At 74.6% G+C, this 20,081-nt stretch carries 12 protein-coding genes; 11 read left to right on the plus strand and 1 reads right to left on the minus strand.

Annotated elements, in window-relative coordinates; translation table 11 throughout:
• Positions 1–308 precede the first annotated feature (308 nt).
• From AB0D08_RS01645 to AB0D08_RS01665, 5 genes are all read left to right on the plus strand, one after another.
• Positions 309–818: a TraR/DksA family transcriptional regulator gene (locus tag AB0D08_RS01645; protein WP_233289032.1), complete on the plus strand. Its 510-nt coding sequence runs from the start codon at positions 309–311 to the stop codon at positions 816–818.
• Between the two features lie 167 nt (positions 819–985).
• Positions 986–1,648 carry a signal peptidase II gene (gene lspA / locus AB0D08_RS01650; RefSeq protein ID WP_359885906.1) on the plus strand — a complete coding sequence of 221 codons (663 nt, stop codon included), beginning with the start codon at positions 986–988 and terminating at the stop codon, positions 1,646–1,648.
• A 74-nt stretch (positions 1,649–1,722) separates the two neighbouring features.
• Positions 1,723–2,661 carry an RluA family pseudouridine synthase gene (locus AB0D08_RS01655; protein WP_033820610.1) on the plus strand — a complete coding sequence of 313 codons (939 nt, stop codon included), beginning with the start codon at positions 1,723–1,725 and terminating at the stop codon, positions 2,659–2,661.
• A gap of 11 nt (positions 2,662–2,672) precedes the next feature.
• Positions 2,673–3,128 (plus strand): GNAT family N-acetyltransferase, encoded by a 456-nt coding sequence (locus AB0D08_RS01660; protein ID WP_033820609.1) that lies wholly within the window; start codon positions 2,673–2,675, stop codon positions 3,126–3,128.
• Positions 3,129–3,344: 216 nt separating this feature from the next.
• Positions 3,345–3,803 (plus strand): hypothetical protein, encoded by a 459-nt coding sequence (locus tag AB0D08_RS01665; protein WP_033820608.1) that lies wholly within the window; start codon positions 3,345–3,347, stop codon positions 3,801–3,803.
• A gap of 27 nt (positions 3,804–3,830) precedes the next feature.
• Here AB0D08_RS01665 and AB0D08_RS01670 read toward each other — a convergent pair whose 3' ends face one another.
• Positions 3,831–4,865, minus strand: coding sequence for a mechanosensitive ion channel domain-containing protein (locus AB0D08_RS01670; protein WP_359885907.1), 1,035 nt, complete (start codon positions 4,863–4,865; stop codon positions 3,831–3,833).
• Positions 4,866–5,269: 404 nt separating this feature from the next.
• Here AB0D08_RS01670 and AB0D08_RS01675 point away from each other — a divergent pair, with 404 nt between their 5' ends.
• The 6 genes from AB0D08_RS01675 to AB0D08_RS01700 all read left to right on the plus strand — a co-directional run bounded on the left by AB0D08_RS01675 (position 5,270) and on the right by AB0D08_RS01700 (position 20,017).
• A complete protein-coding gene (locus tag AB0D08_RS01675; RefSeq protein ID WP_359885908.1) occupies positions 5,270–5,869 on the plus strand; it encodes a GNAT family N-acetyltransferase in 600 nt (199 codons plus the stop codon).
• A 76-nt stretch (positions 5,870–5,945) separates the two neighbouring features.
• Positions 5,946–8,237 carry a WD40 repeat domain-containing protein gene (locus tag AB0D08_RS01680; protein WP_033820606.1) on the plus strand — a complete coding sequence of 764 codons (2,292 nt, stop codon included), beginning with the start codon at positions 5,946–5,948 and terminating at the stop codon, positions 8,235–8,237.
• Positions 8,238–8,337: 100 nt separating this feature from the next.
• A complete protein-coding gene (locus AB0D08_RS01685; RefSeq protein ID WP_359885909.1) occupies positions 8,338–8,883 on the plus strand; it encodes a hypothetical protein in 546 nt (181 codons plus the stop codon).
• 225 nt (positions 8,884–9,108) lie between these two features.
• Positions 9,109–11,448, plus strand: coding sequence for a hypothetical protein (locus AB0D08_RS01690; RefSeq protein ID WP_359885910.1), 2,340 nt, complete (start codon positions 9,109–9,111; stop codon positions 11,446–11,448).
• A gap of 126 nt (positions 11,449–11,574) precedes the next feature.
• A complete protein-coding gene (locus AB0D08_RS01695) occupies positions 11,575–12,648 on the plus strand; it encodes a hypothetical protein (RefSeq protein ID WP_359885911.1) in 1,074 nt (357 codons plus the stop codon).
• Between the two features lie 4 nt (positions 12,649–12,652).
• Complete coding sequence (locus tag AB0D08_RS01700) at positions 12,653–20,017, plus strand: hypothetical protein (RefSeq protein ID WP_359885912.1); 7,365 nt, start codon at positions 12,653–12,655, stop codon at positions 20,015–20,017.
• Positions 20,018–20,081: the final 64 nt, after the last annotated feature.

Here is a 20,081-nt window from a genome sequence, read left to right on the forward strand (position 1 = left end):
ACCCGGTTTCGCAGCGTTCGCTACGCGCCGTGAGATTAGCGGATGACGATCTGGGCACAACTTGGGCAGCAACGGGGTGCGGGTCGAGCGGTCACGGCTGCCCGAGTGGGTTCCACGGAGCGTATCGGTATGTCCCGTTGTGGCCGGATTCGATGGGGATTATCGTTCCGGCACCGGAGACCGCCGGGAACCGGCGGTTCGAATTATTCGTAAATGAGGTCGAAGCCATGGCTGAGAAGGCAACAGGTGCGGGTACCGCCACCAAGCGGGCGCGCAAGGCTGTGGCAGGCGACCCAGGGGAGGGGACCGTGAGCACTACACGGCGTAAGACCAGCACCACCACCGGCCATTCCGCGACCACCAGCCGCACCCACGTGCCGGCCGCCACCGGCGCCCGGGGCGGCGGCGCCGAGTCGGTCGACCCGGCCGAGCTGCCGGTCCGCCCGGGCGAGGAGCCGTGGACCACGGCCGAGGTGGCCGAGCTGCACGCCGAACTGAACGCGGACCTGGAGCGGCTGGTCGCCGAGATCGAGGCCTCCGAGGCCGCCATCACCGGCCTGATGCGCGACTCCAACGACGGCGCGGGCGACGACCAGGTCGACGCCGGCACCAAGAACATCAACCGGGAGAGCGAGCTCGCGCTCGCCAACAACGCCCGCGACAGCCTCGCCCAGACCGAGCGGGCGCTGGCCAGACTCGAGGGCGTCGGCTTCGGCATCTGCGAGTCCTGCGGCCAGGCGGTCGGCAAGGCCCGGCTGCAGGCCTTCCCGCGGGCGACGCTCTGCGTCACCTGCAAGGCCAAGCAGGAACGCCGCTGACCCCCGGCCCGGGAGACGGGAGACGGGCGGTCCGGCTGGTCATTGCCGTACGCTCGTCCCCGTAACGTCGGCCCACCCGGCCGGTCCACTTTGTACAGGCAGCGGAGCGGATCATCAGCACTCCAGGTTCCCCCCAGACCCAGGACGACGCCGTCCCGACCGCGCGTGTGCCGCACGAGCCGGAGAGCGCCCTGGACGAGATCGCCGAGCCCGCCGACGGCGCAGCCGCCGAGCCGGGCGGTGCCACCGCGGTCGGTGCCACCGCAGCCGGCGGAGCGCGGGCCGCGGTCCGCCGCCGCCGGATCGGCGTCCTGCTGGCCGTCGCCCTGCTGGCGTACGTGATCGACCTGGTCTCCAAGCTGCTGGTGGTCGCCCGCCTGGAGCCCGACCACTCGGTGATCCGGGTGATCGGCGACATCATGACCTTCCAGGTGATCCGCAACCCCGGCGCCGCCTTCGGCATGGGCCAGGCGATGACCGTGGTGTTCACCGCCATCGCCGCCGCCGTCATCGTGGTGATCTGGCGGATCGCCCGCCGGCTGTACAGCCTGCCCTGGGCGGTCGCGCTCGGCCTGCTGCTCGGCGGCGCCCTCGGCAACCTCACCGACCGGCTGTTCCGCTCGCCCGGTGTCTTCCGCGGCCACGTCGTCGACTTCGTCTCGGTGCAGCACTTCGCGGTCTTCAACCTCGCCGACTCGGCGATCGTCTGCGGCGGCATCCTGGTCGTCCTGCTCTCCTTCCGCGGCTCCAACCCGGACGGCACCAGCCACCAGCCGGCCAAGGCCAAGGACGACACCGCGGCCGCCGGCACCACCGACCGCACCGAGTAGCGACCGGACCCGGCCGCGCCGGGGCCCGCGCCCGCGGGTCGGGCGGGCACTCGCGGTCCGGCATACTCGTACGGGTGAGTACCGCAGCGCAGACCCGTAGCCTCCCCGTACCCGACGGCCTGGAGGGCGAGCGACTCGACGCCGCCCTGGCCCGGATGTTCGGCTTCTCCCGGACCAAGGCCGCCGAGCTGGCCGCCGACGGCAAGGTGACGCTCGACGGGGCGGTGGCCGGAAAGTCGGACCGGGTGACCGCCGGCGCCTGGCTGGAGGTCGAGATCCCCGCCCCCGCCTCGCCCGTGCAGATCGTCGCCGAGCCCGTCGAGGGCATGCGCATCGTGCACGACGACGACGACATCGTGGTCGTCGACAAGCCGGTCGGCGTCGCCGCCCACCCCAGCCCCGGCTGGACCGGCACCACCGTGATCGGCGGCCTGGCCGCCGCCGGCTACCGGATCTCCACCTCCGGCGCGGCCGAGCGCCAGGGCGTGGTGCACCGCCTGGACGTCGGCACCTCCGGCCTGATGGTGGTCGCCAAGTCGGAGCGCGCCTACACCGACCTCAAGCGGCAGTTCCACGACCGGATCACCGAGAAGAAGTACCACACCCTGGTCCAGGGCCACCCGGACCCGATGAGCGGCACCGTCGACGCGCCGATCGGCCGCCACCCGAGCTCCGACTGGAAGTGGGCGGTGACCCGGGACGGCAAGGCGTCCGTCACCCACTACGACCTGATCGAGGCCTACCGGGCCGCCTCGCTGCTGGACATCAAGCTGGAGACCGGCCGCACCCACCAGATCCGGGTGCACATGTCCGCGCTGCGCCACCCCTGCGTCGGTGACCTCACCTACGGTGCCGACCCGACGCTCGCCAAGCGGCTCGGCCTGGCCCGCCAGTGGCTGCACGCCGTCCAGCTCGGCTTCGAGCACCCCTCGGACGGCGAGTGGGTGCAGTTCAACAGCGAGTACCCGGCCGACCTGCAGAAGGCCCTCGACATCATCTCCTCCGAGAGCTGAAGGAGGGCGGCATGACCGAGATCCGTGAGGCCGCCGGCGGCGCCGACCTGGACCTGGTGCGCGGCGTGCGGTACGAGGTGTTCGTGGTCGAGCAGAGCGTCCCCGAGGAGCTCGAGTACGACGACCTCGACGCCACCGCGGTGCACCTGCTCGCGGTGGCCGCCGACGGCCACGCCCTCGGCACCGGCCGGCTGATCCACGGCGCCGACGCGCTCAAGCTCACCGGCGTCGAGGGCCGGGTGCTGCTCGGCCGGCTCGCCGTCCGGCAGGAGGCCCGCGGCACCGGGCTCGGCGCGCGGCTGGTCCGGGCGATCGAGCAGGCGGCCCGCGAGCGCGGCGCCGTCGAACTGGAACTGCACGCCCAGGTCCAGGCCCTCGGCTTCTACGAGCGGCTCGGCTACGCAGCGGAGGGCCCGGTCTACCAGGACGCGGGCATCCCGCACCGGACGATGACCCGGGTGCTCTAGGCCGTGTCCGACAGGTCCCGCCGGGCGCACGGCGGTGGGTGCCCGCCTGGACGCACCGGCGAAACGCCCGAGTACGACCCGGTACGAGGGCGCTTCGCCGGCACGTCCGGCCGGGCGTGCAGCGCCGCGCGCTGATCCGGCGCGAGTTGCCGGACACGGCTCGGCCCCGTACCCGCCTGCCGGACCGCTCCCCGCCTCCCTCTACCCTGCCTGCTCATGACCAAGGCGAGAAAGATCGAGGCGGGGCTGGCCGCCGCCGCGCTGCTGGCCGGTGCCGGTGTGTGGTGGGCCGCCACCGGCGGCCTGTACGGCTGCTCGGCGGCGGACCGGCGGCTCGGCCCGCGGCTGGTGTCCGAGCAGGTCCTGCCCGCGCACCCGGCAGGGCTCGAACCGGTCGGGCCGCCCGAGGCCGGCGGCTGCGACGAGGACGACCGGCACGTGGAGGTCCGGCAGCGGTACCGGCCGTCCGTCCCGATGGCCGAGGCGGCGGACCGTTACACGGCCGAGGTGCGACGGCAGGGCTGGCAGCCGCAGCCCGAGCGGCCCGGTGCCGGGCGGTGCTACGCCAGGGAGGCCGCCGGCACCGTGGTGTTCCTCGATTTCGGGCCCTCGGACGACGGCACGGAGCTGGTCGCGCACCTGATCGCCGACCCGTACCGCGGGGTTTGGTGCTGAGGCGGGGTGTGGTGCTGAGGGGTGTGGTCAGGGGCCGTCGTCCGGCGGGCCGTCGCCGGTGCGGATCCGGGGGAGTGCGGCCGGGTGGCGGTCCCGCAGATGGGCGACCAGCCGTTCGCGGATCGCGAAGCGCAGCTCCGCCGCGTCGTCCGGGGTGGCGGCGGTGGCCGCGGCCCGGACCACCAGGGTGCTCGGGGTGGTGTCGACCACCTGGAGGTACCACTCCCGGCCGTCCCAGCCGGGGCTGAGGGACAGTCCCCGGCGGAACTCCTCGCGCAGCTCGTCGACGGCCGTGGTGTGGTCGACGTGCAGCAGTACCCAGGCCAGCAGACCGGGGTCGCGCCGGGTCCAGTTCTCGAACGGCTTGCCGACGAAGTAGGAGACCGGGACGACCAGACGCCGGTGGTCCCACAGCTGCAGCACCAGGTAGGAGAGGGTGATCTCCTCGACCGTGCCCTGCTGGCCGTCGACCACCACGGTGTCGCCGATCCGGACGGTGTCGCTGAAGGCGATCTGCAGTCCGGCGAAGAAGTTGCCCAGGGTGGACTGGGCCGCGATGCCGGCCACGATGCCGATGATGCCCGCCGAGGCCAGCAGGCTCGCGCCGATGGTGCGCATCGCGGTGAAGGTCAGCAGCATCGAGGCCAGCGTGACCACCCAGACCAGCGCGTCGAGCACCCGGCGCAGCAGGCCGAGCTGGGTGTGCACGCGCCGGATCCGGGACGCGTCCTCGGTGACCGTCTCGTACCGGCCGAGGACCGCGCCGAGGACGGCGGCCAGCCCCCGGACCGTCAGCCAGCCCAGTGCGGCGATGAGGACCAGCAGCAGCGCGTGCCGGACCCGGTCGTCGGTCAGGTCGAGCAGGTGTTCCACCGGGCGCAGGGCGAGCAGCAGGGTGGCCAGCAGGACGAGTTGGAGCGGCGCCCGGCAGCGGCGCAGCAGCGGCCACAGCGGTGCGTCGGGGTGCCTGGCCGCGGCCCGCTGGAGGGCCTGGTCGACCACCCACCCGGCCGCCAGGGTCACGAGGCCGACGGCGAGCAGACTGACGAGGGGCCAGAGCACGGGAACACCTCGGGCGGGTAGTTTCCTGGGTTTTTCGCACCATACCGTCAGTTTTCGTCCGGGCCGGGCCACCCGGGACGGTGGCGCGGGCCGGAGGGTGACCGGGTCACCTTTGCGGGTGGCGCCGGGGTGAGCCGCTGCCCGGCGTAGGGGGAGACCGGGTCCGGCGGCCGCGTGCGGACGGCGGTCGAGCGGATCGTTACCAGTCGGTAACAGGTGCGTGAAGTCCTCGGGCGGCCGTCGGCGGCGGGTGGCGGGCGGCCGGTGCGGACACTCCGGCGGGGTACGGTGGACGGGCCGGGCGCTTCGTGTCCGATCCGTGGCGCACGCGGCGCCGGGTGCGCCCGGAGTGCAGGTCACCCCCGCCGGGCGGCGGGTTGATCTTCGCGCGTAGAGGTGATCTGATGGCCGCCCCGGCGCGTCGAAGGGGGCTGACCGTGCGCCCACTGAACACGCTTCCCGTGCCGGTTCTGACGGACGATCAGGTGATGATCCGCCGCCCCGAGGCCCGCGACGCCGCCACCGTGCTGGCCGGCACCCGCGACCCGCTGGTCCGCGAGTTCATGCAGGGCGTGATCCCGCATCAGGACCTGGCGTCGGCCGAACGCTGGATCGCCGAAGTCCCCCCACTGCTCTGGGCCGAGGGCCGGGCGGCCTACTTCTCGGTGGCCCTCGGTGACGGCCCGTCGGTCGGCTGGGCCGAACTGGTCGACCTGCGGCCCGCCGAGGCCGCCGCCGAGGCCGCCGTCTGGCTGCTGCCGGAGGCACGCAGCATGAAGGTGGCGAGCTCCGCGCTGCGCCTCGTCTGCCGGTTCGGCTTCGAGCAGTTGGGGCTCCGGCGGATTGACGCGTACGCTGCGGTCGATAACATGCCGGTTCAGGTGGTTGGTGCGTATATCGGGTTCCGCCGTGCGGGCTTCCGTTCGGAGCTGTTCCGCAGTTCCAGGACCCAGAGGCTGCACGACGCCGTGTACGCCACCCTTGTACCCGAGGACCTTTGCTGACGCCGGTTCAGGATCGCGCGCGGGGGGCGTTTCGCGGCGAGCGTACCGACGGGACACCCGTCGAGAGGAGAGCGAAATGTCGCAGGAAGCCGGAACTCCGGTCGACGAGACGGTGCCCGAGGGGACGGCGCCCGAAGCGCCGGGGGGCCCGGGCCTGCTGCTGACCACCGGGGACGAGACGCTGCCGGCCGGGTACGTCGAACTGGCCGTCGGCGCCGACGGCACCGTCCGGGCCGGCCGCCGCACCGCCGACACCCTGGTGGTACGCACCGGGCGGATCGACCCGGCGCTGCTCAAGCGCATCCTGTCGGCGCTGCGCAAGGCGCGCCCGGGCCTCGACCCGGCCGACCCGGGCCTCGCCGCACCCTCCGCCGCCCGCCGGCTCGCCGTGTTCGGCGTACTGCCGGCCGGGGACACGGTCTGGGACGACGCCACGGCCGCCCCGCTGCCCGGCGTCGGCAACGCCCTGGAGGCACTGGCCGCCCAGCTGATCGACCCGGCCGCGGCCGGCCGGCTGCCCAGCGCACTGATCGCACTCGACGAACCCGACCCCGCGCCCGCCGAACCCAGCTCCCGCCCCGCCGCCGTCATCGGCACGGTGGCCGGCCGGCCCGCCTACGCGCTGGCCGAGCCCGGCCTCGGTTTCGGCCTGGCGGCCCTGGAGGGCTCGGTCCCGCTGGGCGGCTCCGACACCGACGCCGGCGTGCTGCCCACCGCCGTCGCGCTCGGCGCGGCGGGCGGCCACGAGCTGTTCGCGGTCGGCGGGGAGGACGGCGCCGTCCAGGTCTGGGACGCCGCCACCGGCGCCCTGCTGCACGGCACCGCCGGCGGCGAGGGCGCACAGGCCGTCACCGCCGGTACGGTGCAGGGCGTCCCGCTGGTCTTCTCGGCCGGCCGCGAGGGCGAGGTCCAGGCCTGGCACGCCGAGGACGGCCGGGCGCTCGGCCTGCTGCCGGTCGCCGGGCGCGGCGCCACCGCGCTGTGCCACGCCCGCTGCGCCGACCTCGACCTGGTGGCGGCGGCCGGCGACGACGCGGTGGTCCGGGTCTGGGACGCCGCCACCGGCGAGCAGCTCCACCTGCTGGTCGGCCACACCGACCGGGTGACCGTGCTCGCCGTCCTCGCGCTGGGCAACCAGGCGCTGCTGGCCTCCGCCGGGCTGGACGGCTCGATCCGGCTCTGGGACCTCGCCACCGGGCAGCCGGTCGCGGTGCTGACCGGCCACTCCGCCACGGTCACCGGGCTCGCCTTCCTCACCTCGGACGCCGATCCGCTGCTCGCCTCCTGCGCCCTCGACGGCACCATCCGGACCTGGGACGTGTTCACCGGCAAGGCCCTCAACGGCTGGACCTCCGAGCGCCGTTGGCTCACCGGGGTGGCCGCGGTCCGCCCGGCCGGGCGGCTGGTGCTGGCGACCGGCGACGAGAGCGGCCGACTGGCCTTCTGGGACCCGGACAACGGTGCCGCCCTCGGCGAGTGCACCCCGGACGGGTCCGGCTACCCGGTCAACGCGCTGGCCGCCGGCGAACTGGACGGCCGCCCGGTGCTGGCGGCCGGCTACGGCGACGGCACCCTGCGCCTGTGGGACGCGACCCTACGGACCGAACTGCTGGTCACCGCCCCGGACGGCGGCCCGGTCACCTCGGTCGCGCTGTGCCCCACCGAGGGCCGGACCCTGGTGGTGTGCGGTACCGCCGTCGGCGCGGTCCGCTGCCTCGACCCGCGGGACGGCGTGCCGCTGTCCGTCCCGACGCCGCACACCGGCGCGGTCACCGGACTGGCGTTCGCCGACCCCGCCGAGGACGGCGACGCGCTGCTGGTCTCGGTCGGCGCGGACGGCACCGTCCGGGTCCGCGACGCCGTCACCGGCCGCCCGCTGCTGCGGCTGGCGGCCGACCCGCGCGGGGTGACCGCGCTGGCCGTCGGCGCGGTCGCGGGACGCCGGATGCTCGCCACCGGCGGGGCGGACGGCGTGGTACGGCTCTGGGACGCCCTGGACGGCCGCCCGGGACCCGAACTGACCGGCCTCGCCGGAGCCGTCGAGACGCTCGCGTTCGGCCTGCTGGGCGACCGTCAGGTGGTCCTCGGCGGCGGCGCCGCGGGCGGCGTCCTGCTGTGGGACGCCCAGGACGGCAGCCGGGCCGCGGAGTTCGCCGGGAGCGACGCCGCGGTGCGGAGCATGGTCCTCCAGAACCTCGACGGCGAGGCCCTGTTGGCGGCGGGCGACCAGCGTGCCACCCTGCGACTGTGGCACGTCTCCAGCGGCACGCTGCTCAACGAGGCCGGGCTGGACCGGATCCCGCTCGCCATCGCCTTCGGCGAGGCCGGGCTGCACGTGGTGGGCCCGGGCGGCGCGACCGTGCTCTGACCGGGGACGGCGTTTTGTGATCGTTTAGAGGTCCGGGACAGAGTGGGACCGGGCCGGACGGGACCGGGCGGGAGCCTGGGGGGAGAGGGTGGGCAGCACCGTGAGCGGAAAATCGTTCCAGATCGATCTCGACGAGGTCGAGGCGGCGGCCAAGGCGATCCGGACCATGCTCGACGACATGGAGGCGCCGACCGCCAGGCTGGAGGCCGTGATCAAGCAGATCAAGCCGACCGCCTACGGCACCGACGCCGTCGGCAAGTCGCTGACCGGCGGCGGTTCGTCCGTCGGCGGGATTCCCGAGCACCAGCAGCAGGTCTTCGACGGGGTGAAGAAGTACCTCGCGAACTCGGCCCAGCTGGCGGCCAACCTGGAGCTGATGTGCCAGCAGTACCGGCAGACCGACGACGCGCAGGCCACCGAGCTGCGGCGGCTGAACGGCTCCCGCGCCGACGGTGACCCGGTCCCCGTCACCCCCGCCCACATCACCCCCCGCGTACCGCAGAAGGACCCGGTCACCCTGACCACCTCGGGTGAGCCCGCGCCGGAGTTCCACAACCCGGACAAGCCCGACCTGGAGTACAACGAGCGCGACTCCGACCCGGATCCGGAGCCGCACGCTCCGGCCGGCGGGCACATGCTCCTCTAGTGCCACGTCGAGGGCCGCAGCATCCGGGACGCCCGGCCGCTGCGGCCGCTCCGGCCCCGAATCCCCCGTCCGGCTCCAGCCAGGCCGACGCGGGGCCGGAACCCGCGGAATGACGCCCGCCCGGCGGACGTTCCGTCAGCAACGACTCGAAACACCGTATTTCTCCCCCCGTCACACCGCCCGCCCCAGGCCAGCCGGCCAGCCAGCCGAAAAGAGCGACCCGTCATGATCGAGCTCCCGCCCGACCTCGCCGAGGTACTCAAGGTCGTCCAGAGCAACGAACACGGCTCCGGCATCCTCTTCCCCGACGCCGACGAAGAGCTGCTGGCCGAGCTGGCCGATGCCTGGGACGCCTGGAACAAGGCCGCCGAGCCCGCCGTCCGCACCATCGTCGCCAGCGCGAACCGCGCGATGTCCAACATGTCCGGTGCCGCCGCCGACAGCTTCGAGCGCTACCTGCGCAAGTACGCGGGCAACGACCAGTCGCACGCGGCCACCACCCTGGACGCCGGGGCCGCGATGGCGCAGTCGCTGCGCGGCGCCCACGAGGCGGTCAGCCAGACCAAGACCGAGATGGTCCGGGAGCTCCAGTACGCCAAGGACTACATGGAGCAGAACCCGGCGGGCAAGCACGACGACATCGCGCAGTCCGAGGGCATCAAGACGGCGGCGGACACCTACAACACGTACGTGGGGCAGGTCGGTTCCAGCGTCGACACGATGCTGCGGCAGAGCGCCGGGCACGTCGAGCGGATGACCAGCGCCGGACAGGTCGCCACCCTCGGCGGTTCCGGCGGGTCCGGTGGCTCCGGCGCCACCCCGCGCACCCTGCCGGACGGCGTCCTCGACCCGACCACCCTCCAGCACCCCACCGGGCTCGACTCGATGACCCTGGCCGGCGGAGTCCCGTACGGCGGCGGCCCCGGTGCCGCGATGCCGGACGCACCCGGCGCGCTGGGCGGTCCCGGCGGCCCGGGATCCGGCTTTCCGGACGGCTCCGGCGGGGCGGGGGGCTTCGGCGGGGGCGGGATGCCGGGCGGCCAGTTCGGCGGCGGTGGCGGCGGCTCGGCGAGCCCGTACAAGCCCCAACTCGCCTCCCTGCAGCCGTTCCAGGCGCCCTCACCAGTCGGCCGGACGATACCCGGTGCGGGCACCTTCGGCACCGGCGGTGGCGGTGGCGGGGGTGGTGGCGGGATGCCGGTGTTCAAGCCGAGCAGCTCGCCCGGCCTCGGCCTGGCCGGGCTGACCGGCAGCACCGGTGGCGGTGGAGGCAACGGCAGCACGTACAACCCCCCGAAGCTGAACCCGTGGTCGGGCGGACCCGGGGGCTCGCCCACCGCCCCGGCGTCAGTGGGTCCCTCGTTGGGCGGCTCCCCGTTCGGTGGCGGTTCCCCGTTCGGTGGCGGCTCGCCGTTCGCCGGGGGCGGGCCGCTCGGCGGGCGCGGGTCGCTCGGCGGCGCTCCCGGCGGCAGCCGGCCGACCAGCCCCTCCCGGTACACCCCCATCGGGGCGACCCCGGGCAAGATCGGCACCGTCGCCGGCACCGGCGGCACCGGCGGTGCGCGCGGCGTCGGCGTGGGCGGCGGTGGCACCGCGGGCGGCGCCGGACGAGGGCTCTCCGGCTCCGGCGGCGGCGTCGGGCGCGGCGGCTCGGTCTCCGCCGCCGGCGGCCGGATCGTCCCCGGGAAGTCGGGCCTGTCGGTCGCCTCGGGCGCCGGCGATGGTGTGCGCTCCGGTTCCGGCTCCGGGCTCGGCGGCACGGCCGGCGCGTCCGGCCGCGGCGGCACCGGCACCGGCACGACCGGCACCGGCACCTCCCGCACCACCGGACCCGGCGGCATGGGCGGCGCCCACGGCCCCGGCGGCATGCCGGGCGCCGGCGGCGGCAAGGGCGGCCGCAGCACCGGCAACCGCTTCGTGCGGCCCAGCCGCTTCGGCGAGAACGGACCGGAGGACGAGGAGGAGCTGGCGCTCTCCGACGCCGGCGTCGACGGACAGGCCGGCCACTTCGAGCACAACGACCGCCGCTGGCGGCGGATGCGCCGGCAGTGGCTCGACTCCGCCCGCACCGACGCGGCGGACGCACCGCCGCCCGCCGAGGAGGCCCAGGCCGCCCCCAACGAGAACGTCCTGCTCAACCAGCTCGCCACCGCCCTGCTCGGCCCCGACGCCGCACCGGCCGACAGCGACGCCCCCACCGACCCGGCCGCGGCCGCCACCGACGGCGCCGCCGACCGGATGGCGGACCGCACGGCGGAGGGTTCGGGTGACCGGGCCGCCGCCGGCTCGGCGGACCGCAACGGCGAGCGGACCGGGTCCGGCGACGACGACGCCTACCTGGACCGGGCCCGCTCGGTCGCCGCCCGCCGCGGCCGCCCCGACGAGGCGGCGCCCGCTGCGGACGCCCGCCCGGCCGGGGAGGCCGCCCGGCCAGCCCCGCTCCGGGAGGAGGGCGGCTACCAGGTGCCCAGCCCGTTCCTGCGGGCCGCACTCGCCCGGCTGGCCACCGGCGGGGCCGAGGGCGGAAGCCCGGCGGCCACGCCGAACGCGGCGGCCGGCCGGTGAGCCGGCCGCCCGCCCCGCGGGCCTCCAGGCCGCCGGGCGGGCGGCCGCACCGCCCGTTCCCCACCACCCGACACCACCGTCCCGGTCACCCCGCCGGAACCCGAACCCCCCTGAACTGGAAGCGCCATGGATGAGCAGGCACGCACGGAGCCGGTCCGCGCGACCATGCGCGACAGCGTCGAGGCCGTGACCGAACCCCGGCTGATGGCGACGGAACAGGTCGAGCCGGTGGAGCAGCTGCGCCGGATGGACGTGGCGGAGCCGGTGGAGCAGTTGCGCCGGATGGACGTGGCGGAGCCCATGGCGCAGTTGCGTCCGATGGAGCGGGCGGAGCCGATGGAGCAGTTGCGTCCGATGGAGCGCGGCGAGCCGCTGCATCCGGTGGAGACGGCGCAGTTGCGTCCGATGGAGCGGGCGGAGCCGATGGAGCAGCTGCGTCCGATGGAGCGCGGCGAGCCTATGCATCCGGTGGAGACGGCACGGCTGGCGTCGCGGGACGCGCTGCAGCCGGAGCAGGCCCACCTCGCCTCGCAGGACGCGCTGCGACCGACCGAGGCCGCCCATGTCATGCCGCGGGAGGGCGAGCTGAGCCCGACGGAGGGTGTCCGGCGTGGCGCGTCCGGCCCGGGCCTCGCCGCCACGCGCGGCGCCGCGGCGACCGATCCGGACGGCGGCGAGGCGGCCAAGCGCCGCGCGCCGGCCGCCGAGCAGGCACCGCAGGGCTCCGGCGGCTCCGGGGGATCGGCCGGTACCGGCTTCAGGGTCGACCCCGCCCAGTACCAGGCCGCGGTCAGCCCGCTGCTCGCCGCCGCCGACCAACTCTCCCAGCTGGTCACCGGTCTGACCGCGTTCCTGGACCACACCCAGTCCACGGCCCCCTGGGGCAACGACGAGTCGGGGAAGAAGTTCGCCGAGGGGGAGAAGGGCTACCTGAAGTACAGCACCGAGACCCTCAAGGGCCTCAAGGGCATGCCCGGTGCGGTCAAGTACATCGCGGACGGCCTGAAGGCGATGGCCGACAACTACCGCTACGCCGAGGACGCCACCACCGACGTCTTCAAGAGCGACGGCGGCGGGGAGGTGGCGGCCGCACCGCAGGTCGGGACGTACTCCGCGCCCGTCAACCCGACGATCCCCACCGGCGCCCTGGGCAGCATCGCCCACGGCCGCCCGAGCACGCACACCACCGGAAGGGCTTGATCACATGGCAGTCGAGCTGCCCGAGCCCCTGCAGTGGGTGCTCCTCCTCCTGGCCGGCACCCGCTGGCCGGAGGCCGACGAAGACATGCTCCGCGACATGGCGGAGCGCTGGCGCAGCGGCGCCGAGACGCTGGAGGACGCGGGCAAGTCCGCGGACGCCGCGCTGAAGCGTGCGCTGGAGGGCCAGGAGGGCGAGGCCGCGAAGGCGCTCGGCAAGCACTGGGACCAGTTCACCGTCGGCAAGGGCACCGAGTCGGACCCCGGGTACTTCCCCGGTCTCGTCCAGGCGTGCAACGGCATGGGCGACATGCTGGAGGCGATGGCGAACTCCGCCGAGACCGCGAAGATCCAGATCATCGCCCAACTCGGCATCCTGGCCTTCGAGATCGCCACCGCCGAGGCGGAGGCGCCGTTCACGGCCGGTGTGTCGCTCGCCCAGATCCCGGTCGCGGTCGGCATCAGCCGGACCGTCGTCCAGCAGATCCTCAAGACGCTGCTCAAGGAAGCCCTGGAGTTCGCGGCCAAGCAGGCTGCGCAGATGGCCGCCATCAACGTGCTGGCCCAGGGCATCGAGGTGATGGAGGGTCACCGCAAGAGCATCGACATGAAGGAGGTCGGGCAGAACGCCCTCGGCGGCGCCGTCGCCGGCGCCAGCGGCCACCTGATCGGCAAGGGCCTCAGCGGGGCCGGCGGGAAGCTCGGCCTGGCCAGTGCGATGCAGACCGTCCCGGGCAAGATGGTGCACGGTGCGGCGGTCGGCGTCGGTGCGGACGTCTCCACCCAGCTGATCACCACCGGCCACGTCGAGGGCGGCAGCCTGCTCGGCTCGGGCCTCAGCGGCGGTGCCGCGGTCGGCCTGAAGGCCGGTGCGTCCAACATCAAGGGCAAGTTCAACGGCCCCGGCAACATTCCGACCCCGCACGCGGGCCCGCCGCCCAAGGGCGGTGCCCCGGAGGGCGGCGCGCCCATCGGCGGTGCGCACATCGGCGGTTCGGTCGGCGGTTCGTCGGTGGGCGGGCCTTCGGTGGGCGGCTCGTCGACGGGCGGGGGGAGCCACGGCGAGGGCACCCCGACGTTCTCCAAGCCCGACACCTCCGCGTCGGCGTACCACGGGCCGAGCTCCGGCCCGTCCACCCATGGCGGCCCGGAGACCGCTCCGAGCGGGTCGAGCACGTCGGCCGGTACCGGTGGCGGCAGCATCGCGGGTGCGGGCCACTCCGGCGAGGGCGGCGGTTCCGCGACCAGGAGCGGCGGCAGCAGCACCGGCGGCCTCGTACCGTTCGGCTCGGACCGTCCGGCCGCCTCCGGAGGCCACGTCACTTCGGAGGCTCCCGGCGGCGGAGCGCAGGTCCATGCCGCACCGGACCACGCCACGCCCCCGGCCGAAACCTCGGGCTCCGTCCAGCACCAGGCCCCGGCGGCCGGTACGAGCCACCCCGCGGGTACGGAGACCACCTCCCACACCCCGCCGGCCGAGCACAACGCCCCGTCCGAGCACAGCGCCCCGGTGGACCGCGGCGCCCCGACGGAGCACAACGCTCCGGCGGAGGGCGGTGCCCGGGTCGAGCCCACGCCGGCGGCCGAGCACACCCCGGCGGCCGAGCACAACAGCACGGCCGAGCGCACCCCGCCGGTCGAGCACAATGTGCCGACGGAGCGGGTTGCGCCGGTGGCGCACAACGCGCCGGCCGACCACCTGTCCCCGGCGGAGGGCGGCGCTCGGGTCGAGCCCACGCCGGCGGCCGAGCACACCCCGCCGGTCGAGCACAACAGCACGACCGAGCACAACGCCCCCCGGCCCGCCGAGCCGGCGCCGGTCGCGCAGCAGCACACGCAGGCCCCGTTCGCCGAGGTCCGTCCGCCGGCTGCGGAGCCGACCGTGCAGCCGGGCGCCCCGGAACACGTCACCAGCGCGGCCCCGCACGAGGGTGCCACGGTGCCTCCCGTGCACTCGGGTGGCTCGGAGCACATCCCGTCCGCGGCCCCGCACGAGGTGCCCGCTTCGCAGGTCCCGCACGAGGCGCCCGCCGCGCAGGTGCACCCGTCCGCCGGTTCGGCGGTGCCGTCCGCGGGACATGTGACCGGGTCCGGCACGTCCGGTTCGTCCGGCGCGTCGGTGCCGCACCAGTCGGCCGGTGGTGAGAGCGGTCCCGTTCCGCGGGACTCCGACAACGGCCCCACCAGGGTGGAGACCGCCGGTCTCGGCGGGCTCTCCGTGCCGACCGTGCGTCCCACCAGCGGTGGCAGCGACCACACCTCACGCACCACCGACCCGTCGGCCGTACCGCCGCCGCCCCCGGCCGATGCCTCCACCGCCGCGACCGTGCCGCCGCAGGGCGTTCCGGGCGCGGGCGGGGTCCATGTACCGACTCCGGCCGGCGGGGTGCCGGGCGCGACGCCGCACGGCTCCGCGGCCGCGCCGCCGCCGCAGGCGCCCACCCGGACGGCGCCCGCCGCCGGCCAGGGTGGCCAGCGCGGTCTCGGTCCGGTGCAGCCGTCGGCCACCGGCGGTCTGAACCGTCCGGCGGGCGCCCGCGGCGCCGACCGGATTTCGCCCGCTCCCACGCCCCCGGCTCCGTCCCGGCAGCCTGCGGCCGCCGCCGGCGCCCACGGGCAGGTTCCGCCGCCGCCCCCGGCCGCGCCGAACCAGGGCCAGAACCACGCCTCCACGTCGACCGGCACCCCGGTGCCGGCGCCGGCGCACGGCGGGCTCGGCCCGGTCAACCCCGGGTCCTCCCTCGGCCCGGTCGCCGGTGGCGGCACCGGTCAGGCACACGGTCACGGCCCCAACCAGACTCCGGGCCAGAACCAGGGTCAGCACACCGCGCCGCGCCCGGACATCTTCGAGCAGCGCCGCCTGGAGCGGGAGGCCGAACTCGGCCGACTGAACACGGACAACGACGGGCAGGTCGGCCGGACGATCACCGACCTCGGCCGGGAACAGCGCTTCCTGATGACCCAGCCGCCGAACGCCGACCGTCTGGTCGCCGACATGCCGCGGATGAGCGAGCACGACCGGATGGAGGCCCTCGGGAACCTGCGGCCGGAGTACCGCCGCTGGCTGGCCTCCAACGAACCGCTGGTCGACAACCTGCGCAACACGTTGTCGCCGCAGGAGTTCGCGCGGACGGCGGCCCGCCTGATGGTGGACGTCGACCCGCGGGTCAGCGACCACGACGCGGCCCGCAGCGAGGCGGAGAAGAACCTCTCCCAGATGCTCCAGGACCCGGAGGTGACCGCGACGCTGCTCAAGGGGCGAGCGGGCATGTACGTGGTGCCCAAGGACGTTCCGATGACCGAGGCCGCGCCGTACCGGAACCTGCGGGGCACCGAGGCCGCGGGCGACGCGGGTGGCGGTCGCAAGTGGGAGGACGTGCGTGGTTCCGGTGGTCGCCGGGCCGCCGCCACCGAGGAGAACCTGCTCGGGGAGCACACCACGGTCGGTGGCATGTCGCACTACGACGACGGCTACTCCACCACGACCCACGAGTTCGCCCACACCATCCACCGGCAGGCGCTGGGCCCGTCGGATCGTCAGCTCATCACGGACTCCTACCAGGCCAAGATCGACGCCGACCACCTGGCGCGGACCTTCGGCGAGGAGAGCCCGATCCAGTGGACCGACGGTGCGCGCCGGCCGGACGGGCAGAACGGCGACAACTACGCCTCCCGTGACGAGCAGGAGTACTTCGCCCAGGTCACCAACGCCTATCTCGGCACCAACCACGGCAACGACCCGTACACCGGGGAGCCCCGGAACAACGGCGCCGACTGGGTGCGGGCCAACGAGCCCGACCTGCTGCCGCTGCTGGAACGTCTCTACGGTCCGGACCCGGAGCCCATCCGGGCCAACCCGGTCGACGAGAACGACGGTCTGCGCGGCCTGCGCAACCTCTTCGGCGACGAGGACCCGTCCGGTCCGCCGCGGCCGCCGGCGCCGACCCGTCCCGCCCCGCCCGTCCCGGACCCGGCGGCCGCGGCCGGCGGCTCGGGCAGCACGGTGCACCCGACGGGCACGGGCACCGGCCCGGTGCACCCGACAGGTACGGGCACGGGCACGGGCAGTGTGCACTCGCACGACTCGGACGCCGACAGCATCAGCTCGCACGACTCGCACGATTCGTCGGCCTCGCAGGGTTCGAACCGGCACCCGGACGACCCGTTCCGGGATCCGTCGGACCGTTCGGACGACGGTTCCGACACGGCGAGCATCAGCTCCCACGACTCGCACGATTCGCTGGACTCGCAGGGTTCGAACCGGCACCCGGACGACCCGTTCCGGGACCCGTCGGACCGTTCGGACGACGGTTCCGACACGGCGAGCATCAGCTCGCACGACTCGCACGATTCGTCGGCCTCGCAGGGTTCCAACCGGCACCCGGACGACCCGTTCGCCGATCCGGTGACCCCGCACACCCAGGCGCCCCCGCCGCCGCCCGCGCCGCCGGCCCCGCCGGTGCGGACCGGCCCCGAGGGTTTGCTGCACGCGGACGTCCCGCCGCCGCCCCCGATGCCGCCGTCCGACACCCACGGCAACGGGTCCGCCGACCAGACGCACCCGACGGTGGACCACACCCAGGACCACCAGACGCACGACACCCACGACCCGCAGACCCACGACGCGCAGACCCACGACACCCACACCGACGGCACCCACGACACCGTCACGCCGCACGAGGACACCACCGGCTCCCGGGACCTCCCGTCGGAGCGCACGCCGCGGCCCGGCTGGGGCTCCGAGCGCCGGCTGCTGGACTCGCCCGAGGACCGGGCGGACCAGCTGCGCGAACAGCTCGGCCTCGGCGAGGACCGGACGCACGACGTGCAGGACCTGGTCCGCAACGCCCGCAACGGCAAGGTCGACGACCTCGCCCGCTGGGTGGACCAGCACGGGACGGGCGCGGTGCACGCGCTCGGCAAGGAGATCCCGGAGCACGCGCTGTGGGGTCTGGGACGTGAACGGCCCGAGCACGCCCAGGCGTTGCACGACGTCATCGCGGAGCGGCGGGGCGGCAACCCGCCGTCGCGTGAGGAGATCCAGGCCCGCCAGGACGTCTTCGACAAGCTCCAGCAGCACGAGTCGGTCACGGTCGTGGTCGAGTCGGGTCCCGGCTCCGGTCACCAGGCTGCGGCGATCACGCTGGTCCGCTCGCTGCGTGAGCTGGGCTACGGGGGCGAGATCCAGATGGTCGCGCCGCACAGCGTGCGGGAGCGGCTGGAGCGGATGCTCGACCGGGACGAGCTCCGGGTCAACGAGCCGGTCTACGTGGACAAGGAGCTCGACCACGAGACCACGTACGAGCAGCCCGTGCGGCCGGACCTCGGCCGCGGGCCGACCTTCGTCGCGGCCAGCGACAGCCTGGAGGCCAACCCGAAGTCGGCCGCCGCACTGCTGTCGTTCACGGGCGCCGACAAGGCGATGCTGCTCACGCCGTACGCCTGGGGCCACCCGCGGGCCGTCTACGAGCGGACGCCGGGCGAGGACGGCACGCCGAACTACACCGCGCACCACATGGACGCGGGGGTCAGCCCGGACCACGGCCTGTACCAGTTCGACATCCGGACGCCCGAGAAGGTGGCCTTCCCCGACGACCCCAAGCTGCAGTCGATCGCCGACTCGGTGGCCGGCGGCAAGGTCGACATGATGCCGGTCTACGGGCTGGCCCGGATGGAGGACCGGCTGCGCGCCAGCGGCCCGGAGTACCTGGCGTCCGCGATCCGCGAGTCGGGCGCGCACGAGGTCGACGGGGTGAAGACGTACGGCAAGCCGGCCGTGATGGTGGAGGTCGGCGGGCGCGAGATCGGCTACGCGCCGAAGTTCGAGCCCAGCTGGCTGAAGCGGGCGAACCTCGCGGACCTGGGGGCCGAGGACGTCTCCCGGATGATGTCCGAGCTCAAGGACGGCGAGGTGCTGCTCATCCGCAGCGACGGCACCTCGCAGTCCAACTTCGAGAAGCTGTTCCAGCTCGGTGACCTGCCGGCCATCCAGGAGGGCGCCAACACCACCAACGCCAGCCAGCTGACCGGGCGTCCGTACCTGTCGCCCAACGTCGGTACGACCCCTTACCCGCGGATCCACGAGCCCGCGGCGGCGGACCTGCTGCAGGCGCGGGTGGCCAACGCCCTCGGCCGGGACGGGGAGGGTTCGGTGCCGGACCTGTCGCACGCCCGGGACGCCTGGGACCGGGCCACCTGGCGCAACGAGTCGCCGTCGCACGAGGACTACCGCAACGCGGCCGACAGCCTGCGGGACGCCGCCGCCGGCGTCGACCGGCTGGCGCAGGACCACCCGGACCCGCAGGTCGCCCGGACCCTGCGGGACGCCGCGGCGCAGGCCCGCGAGGACGCGTCGGTGCTGGAGCGCTCCGCGCAGGCGCTGGGCGTCAACGGCGACCTCACCAAGGCGACGGACGGCATGAACGCGGGCACCGAGTGGTCCGCCGCCGCCGAGCACTCCGAGCCGCACAAGCAGCTCGGCAAGGTGAAGTGGGGCCGGGACATCGTCGACGGCTGGGCCAAGGAGGCCAACCAGCACACGGGCGGCGGGAAGTTCACCATGCCCGTCGACAAGCTGCAGGACTTCGGCAACGCGCTCACCCATCACACCGACCGTGACCGGCCGCCGACCCCCGGCGAGACGCAGGCAGGGTTCGACCGGGTGTACGAGATCCTCAGCCGGGGCCTGGACCCGGACGACGCTCAGGCACTGAAGCTCGCGATGGACAAGAAGACCTGGGAAGGGGAGATGATCCGCACCAATGTGACGCCGTCGACCAGCCTGGGCCGCTCCGACGTGGTCCGGCAGAACTTCGAGACGCTGTCGCAGGAGGTCCGGGCGAACGAGCGGTTCTACGCCAACGAGGTCTCCGAGCAGCTGGGTGATCTCTCCAACGAGCCGAAGCCCGAGGCCGTGGAGGACATCGCCGAGGTGCTGCGCGGCTACCGCACACCGGACTCCCGGTTCCAGCAGTACACCTCGGAGGTCAACGGCCGGGCGCTGGACTGGCGGCAGGACCAGCTGCTGATGGGTCTGCTGCACATGGACAACCCGCACGTCCTGACCGACGAGAGCATCCACTCGCAGGCCCAGGAGCAGGTCAAGTGGCGCCAGGAGGCGCCCGAGCGGGAGGCCAGGGCCGCACGGGCCGCCGAGCAGCAGCGGCAGCGGGAGGAGAAGGAGGCGCAGCGCCTGCTGGAACAGCAGCAGATGCAGGAGCGGTTCGAGGCGGCCCGCCGGGCCCGGGCCGAGGCGGCGGCTGCGGCTGCCGCGGCGCCCCCGCCGCCGCAGCAGCCCGCGCAGACGAGCCACAGCTCCGACGAGGAGAGCGACGCGGACATGGCCAACTTCGACCCCGACGACCTCTGGTAGGTCCTCGGCCGATCCGGCCGGCTCACCCGCCCGGCGCCGAAACGGCGCCGGGCGGCCCGCCGCG

Source organism: Kitasatospora sp. NPDC048540 (assembly GCF_040651175.1).
Lineage (GTDB): Bacteria > Actinomycetota > Actinomycetes > Streptomycetales > Streptomycetaceae > Kitasatospora.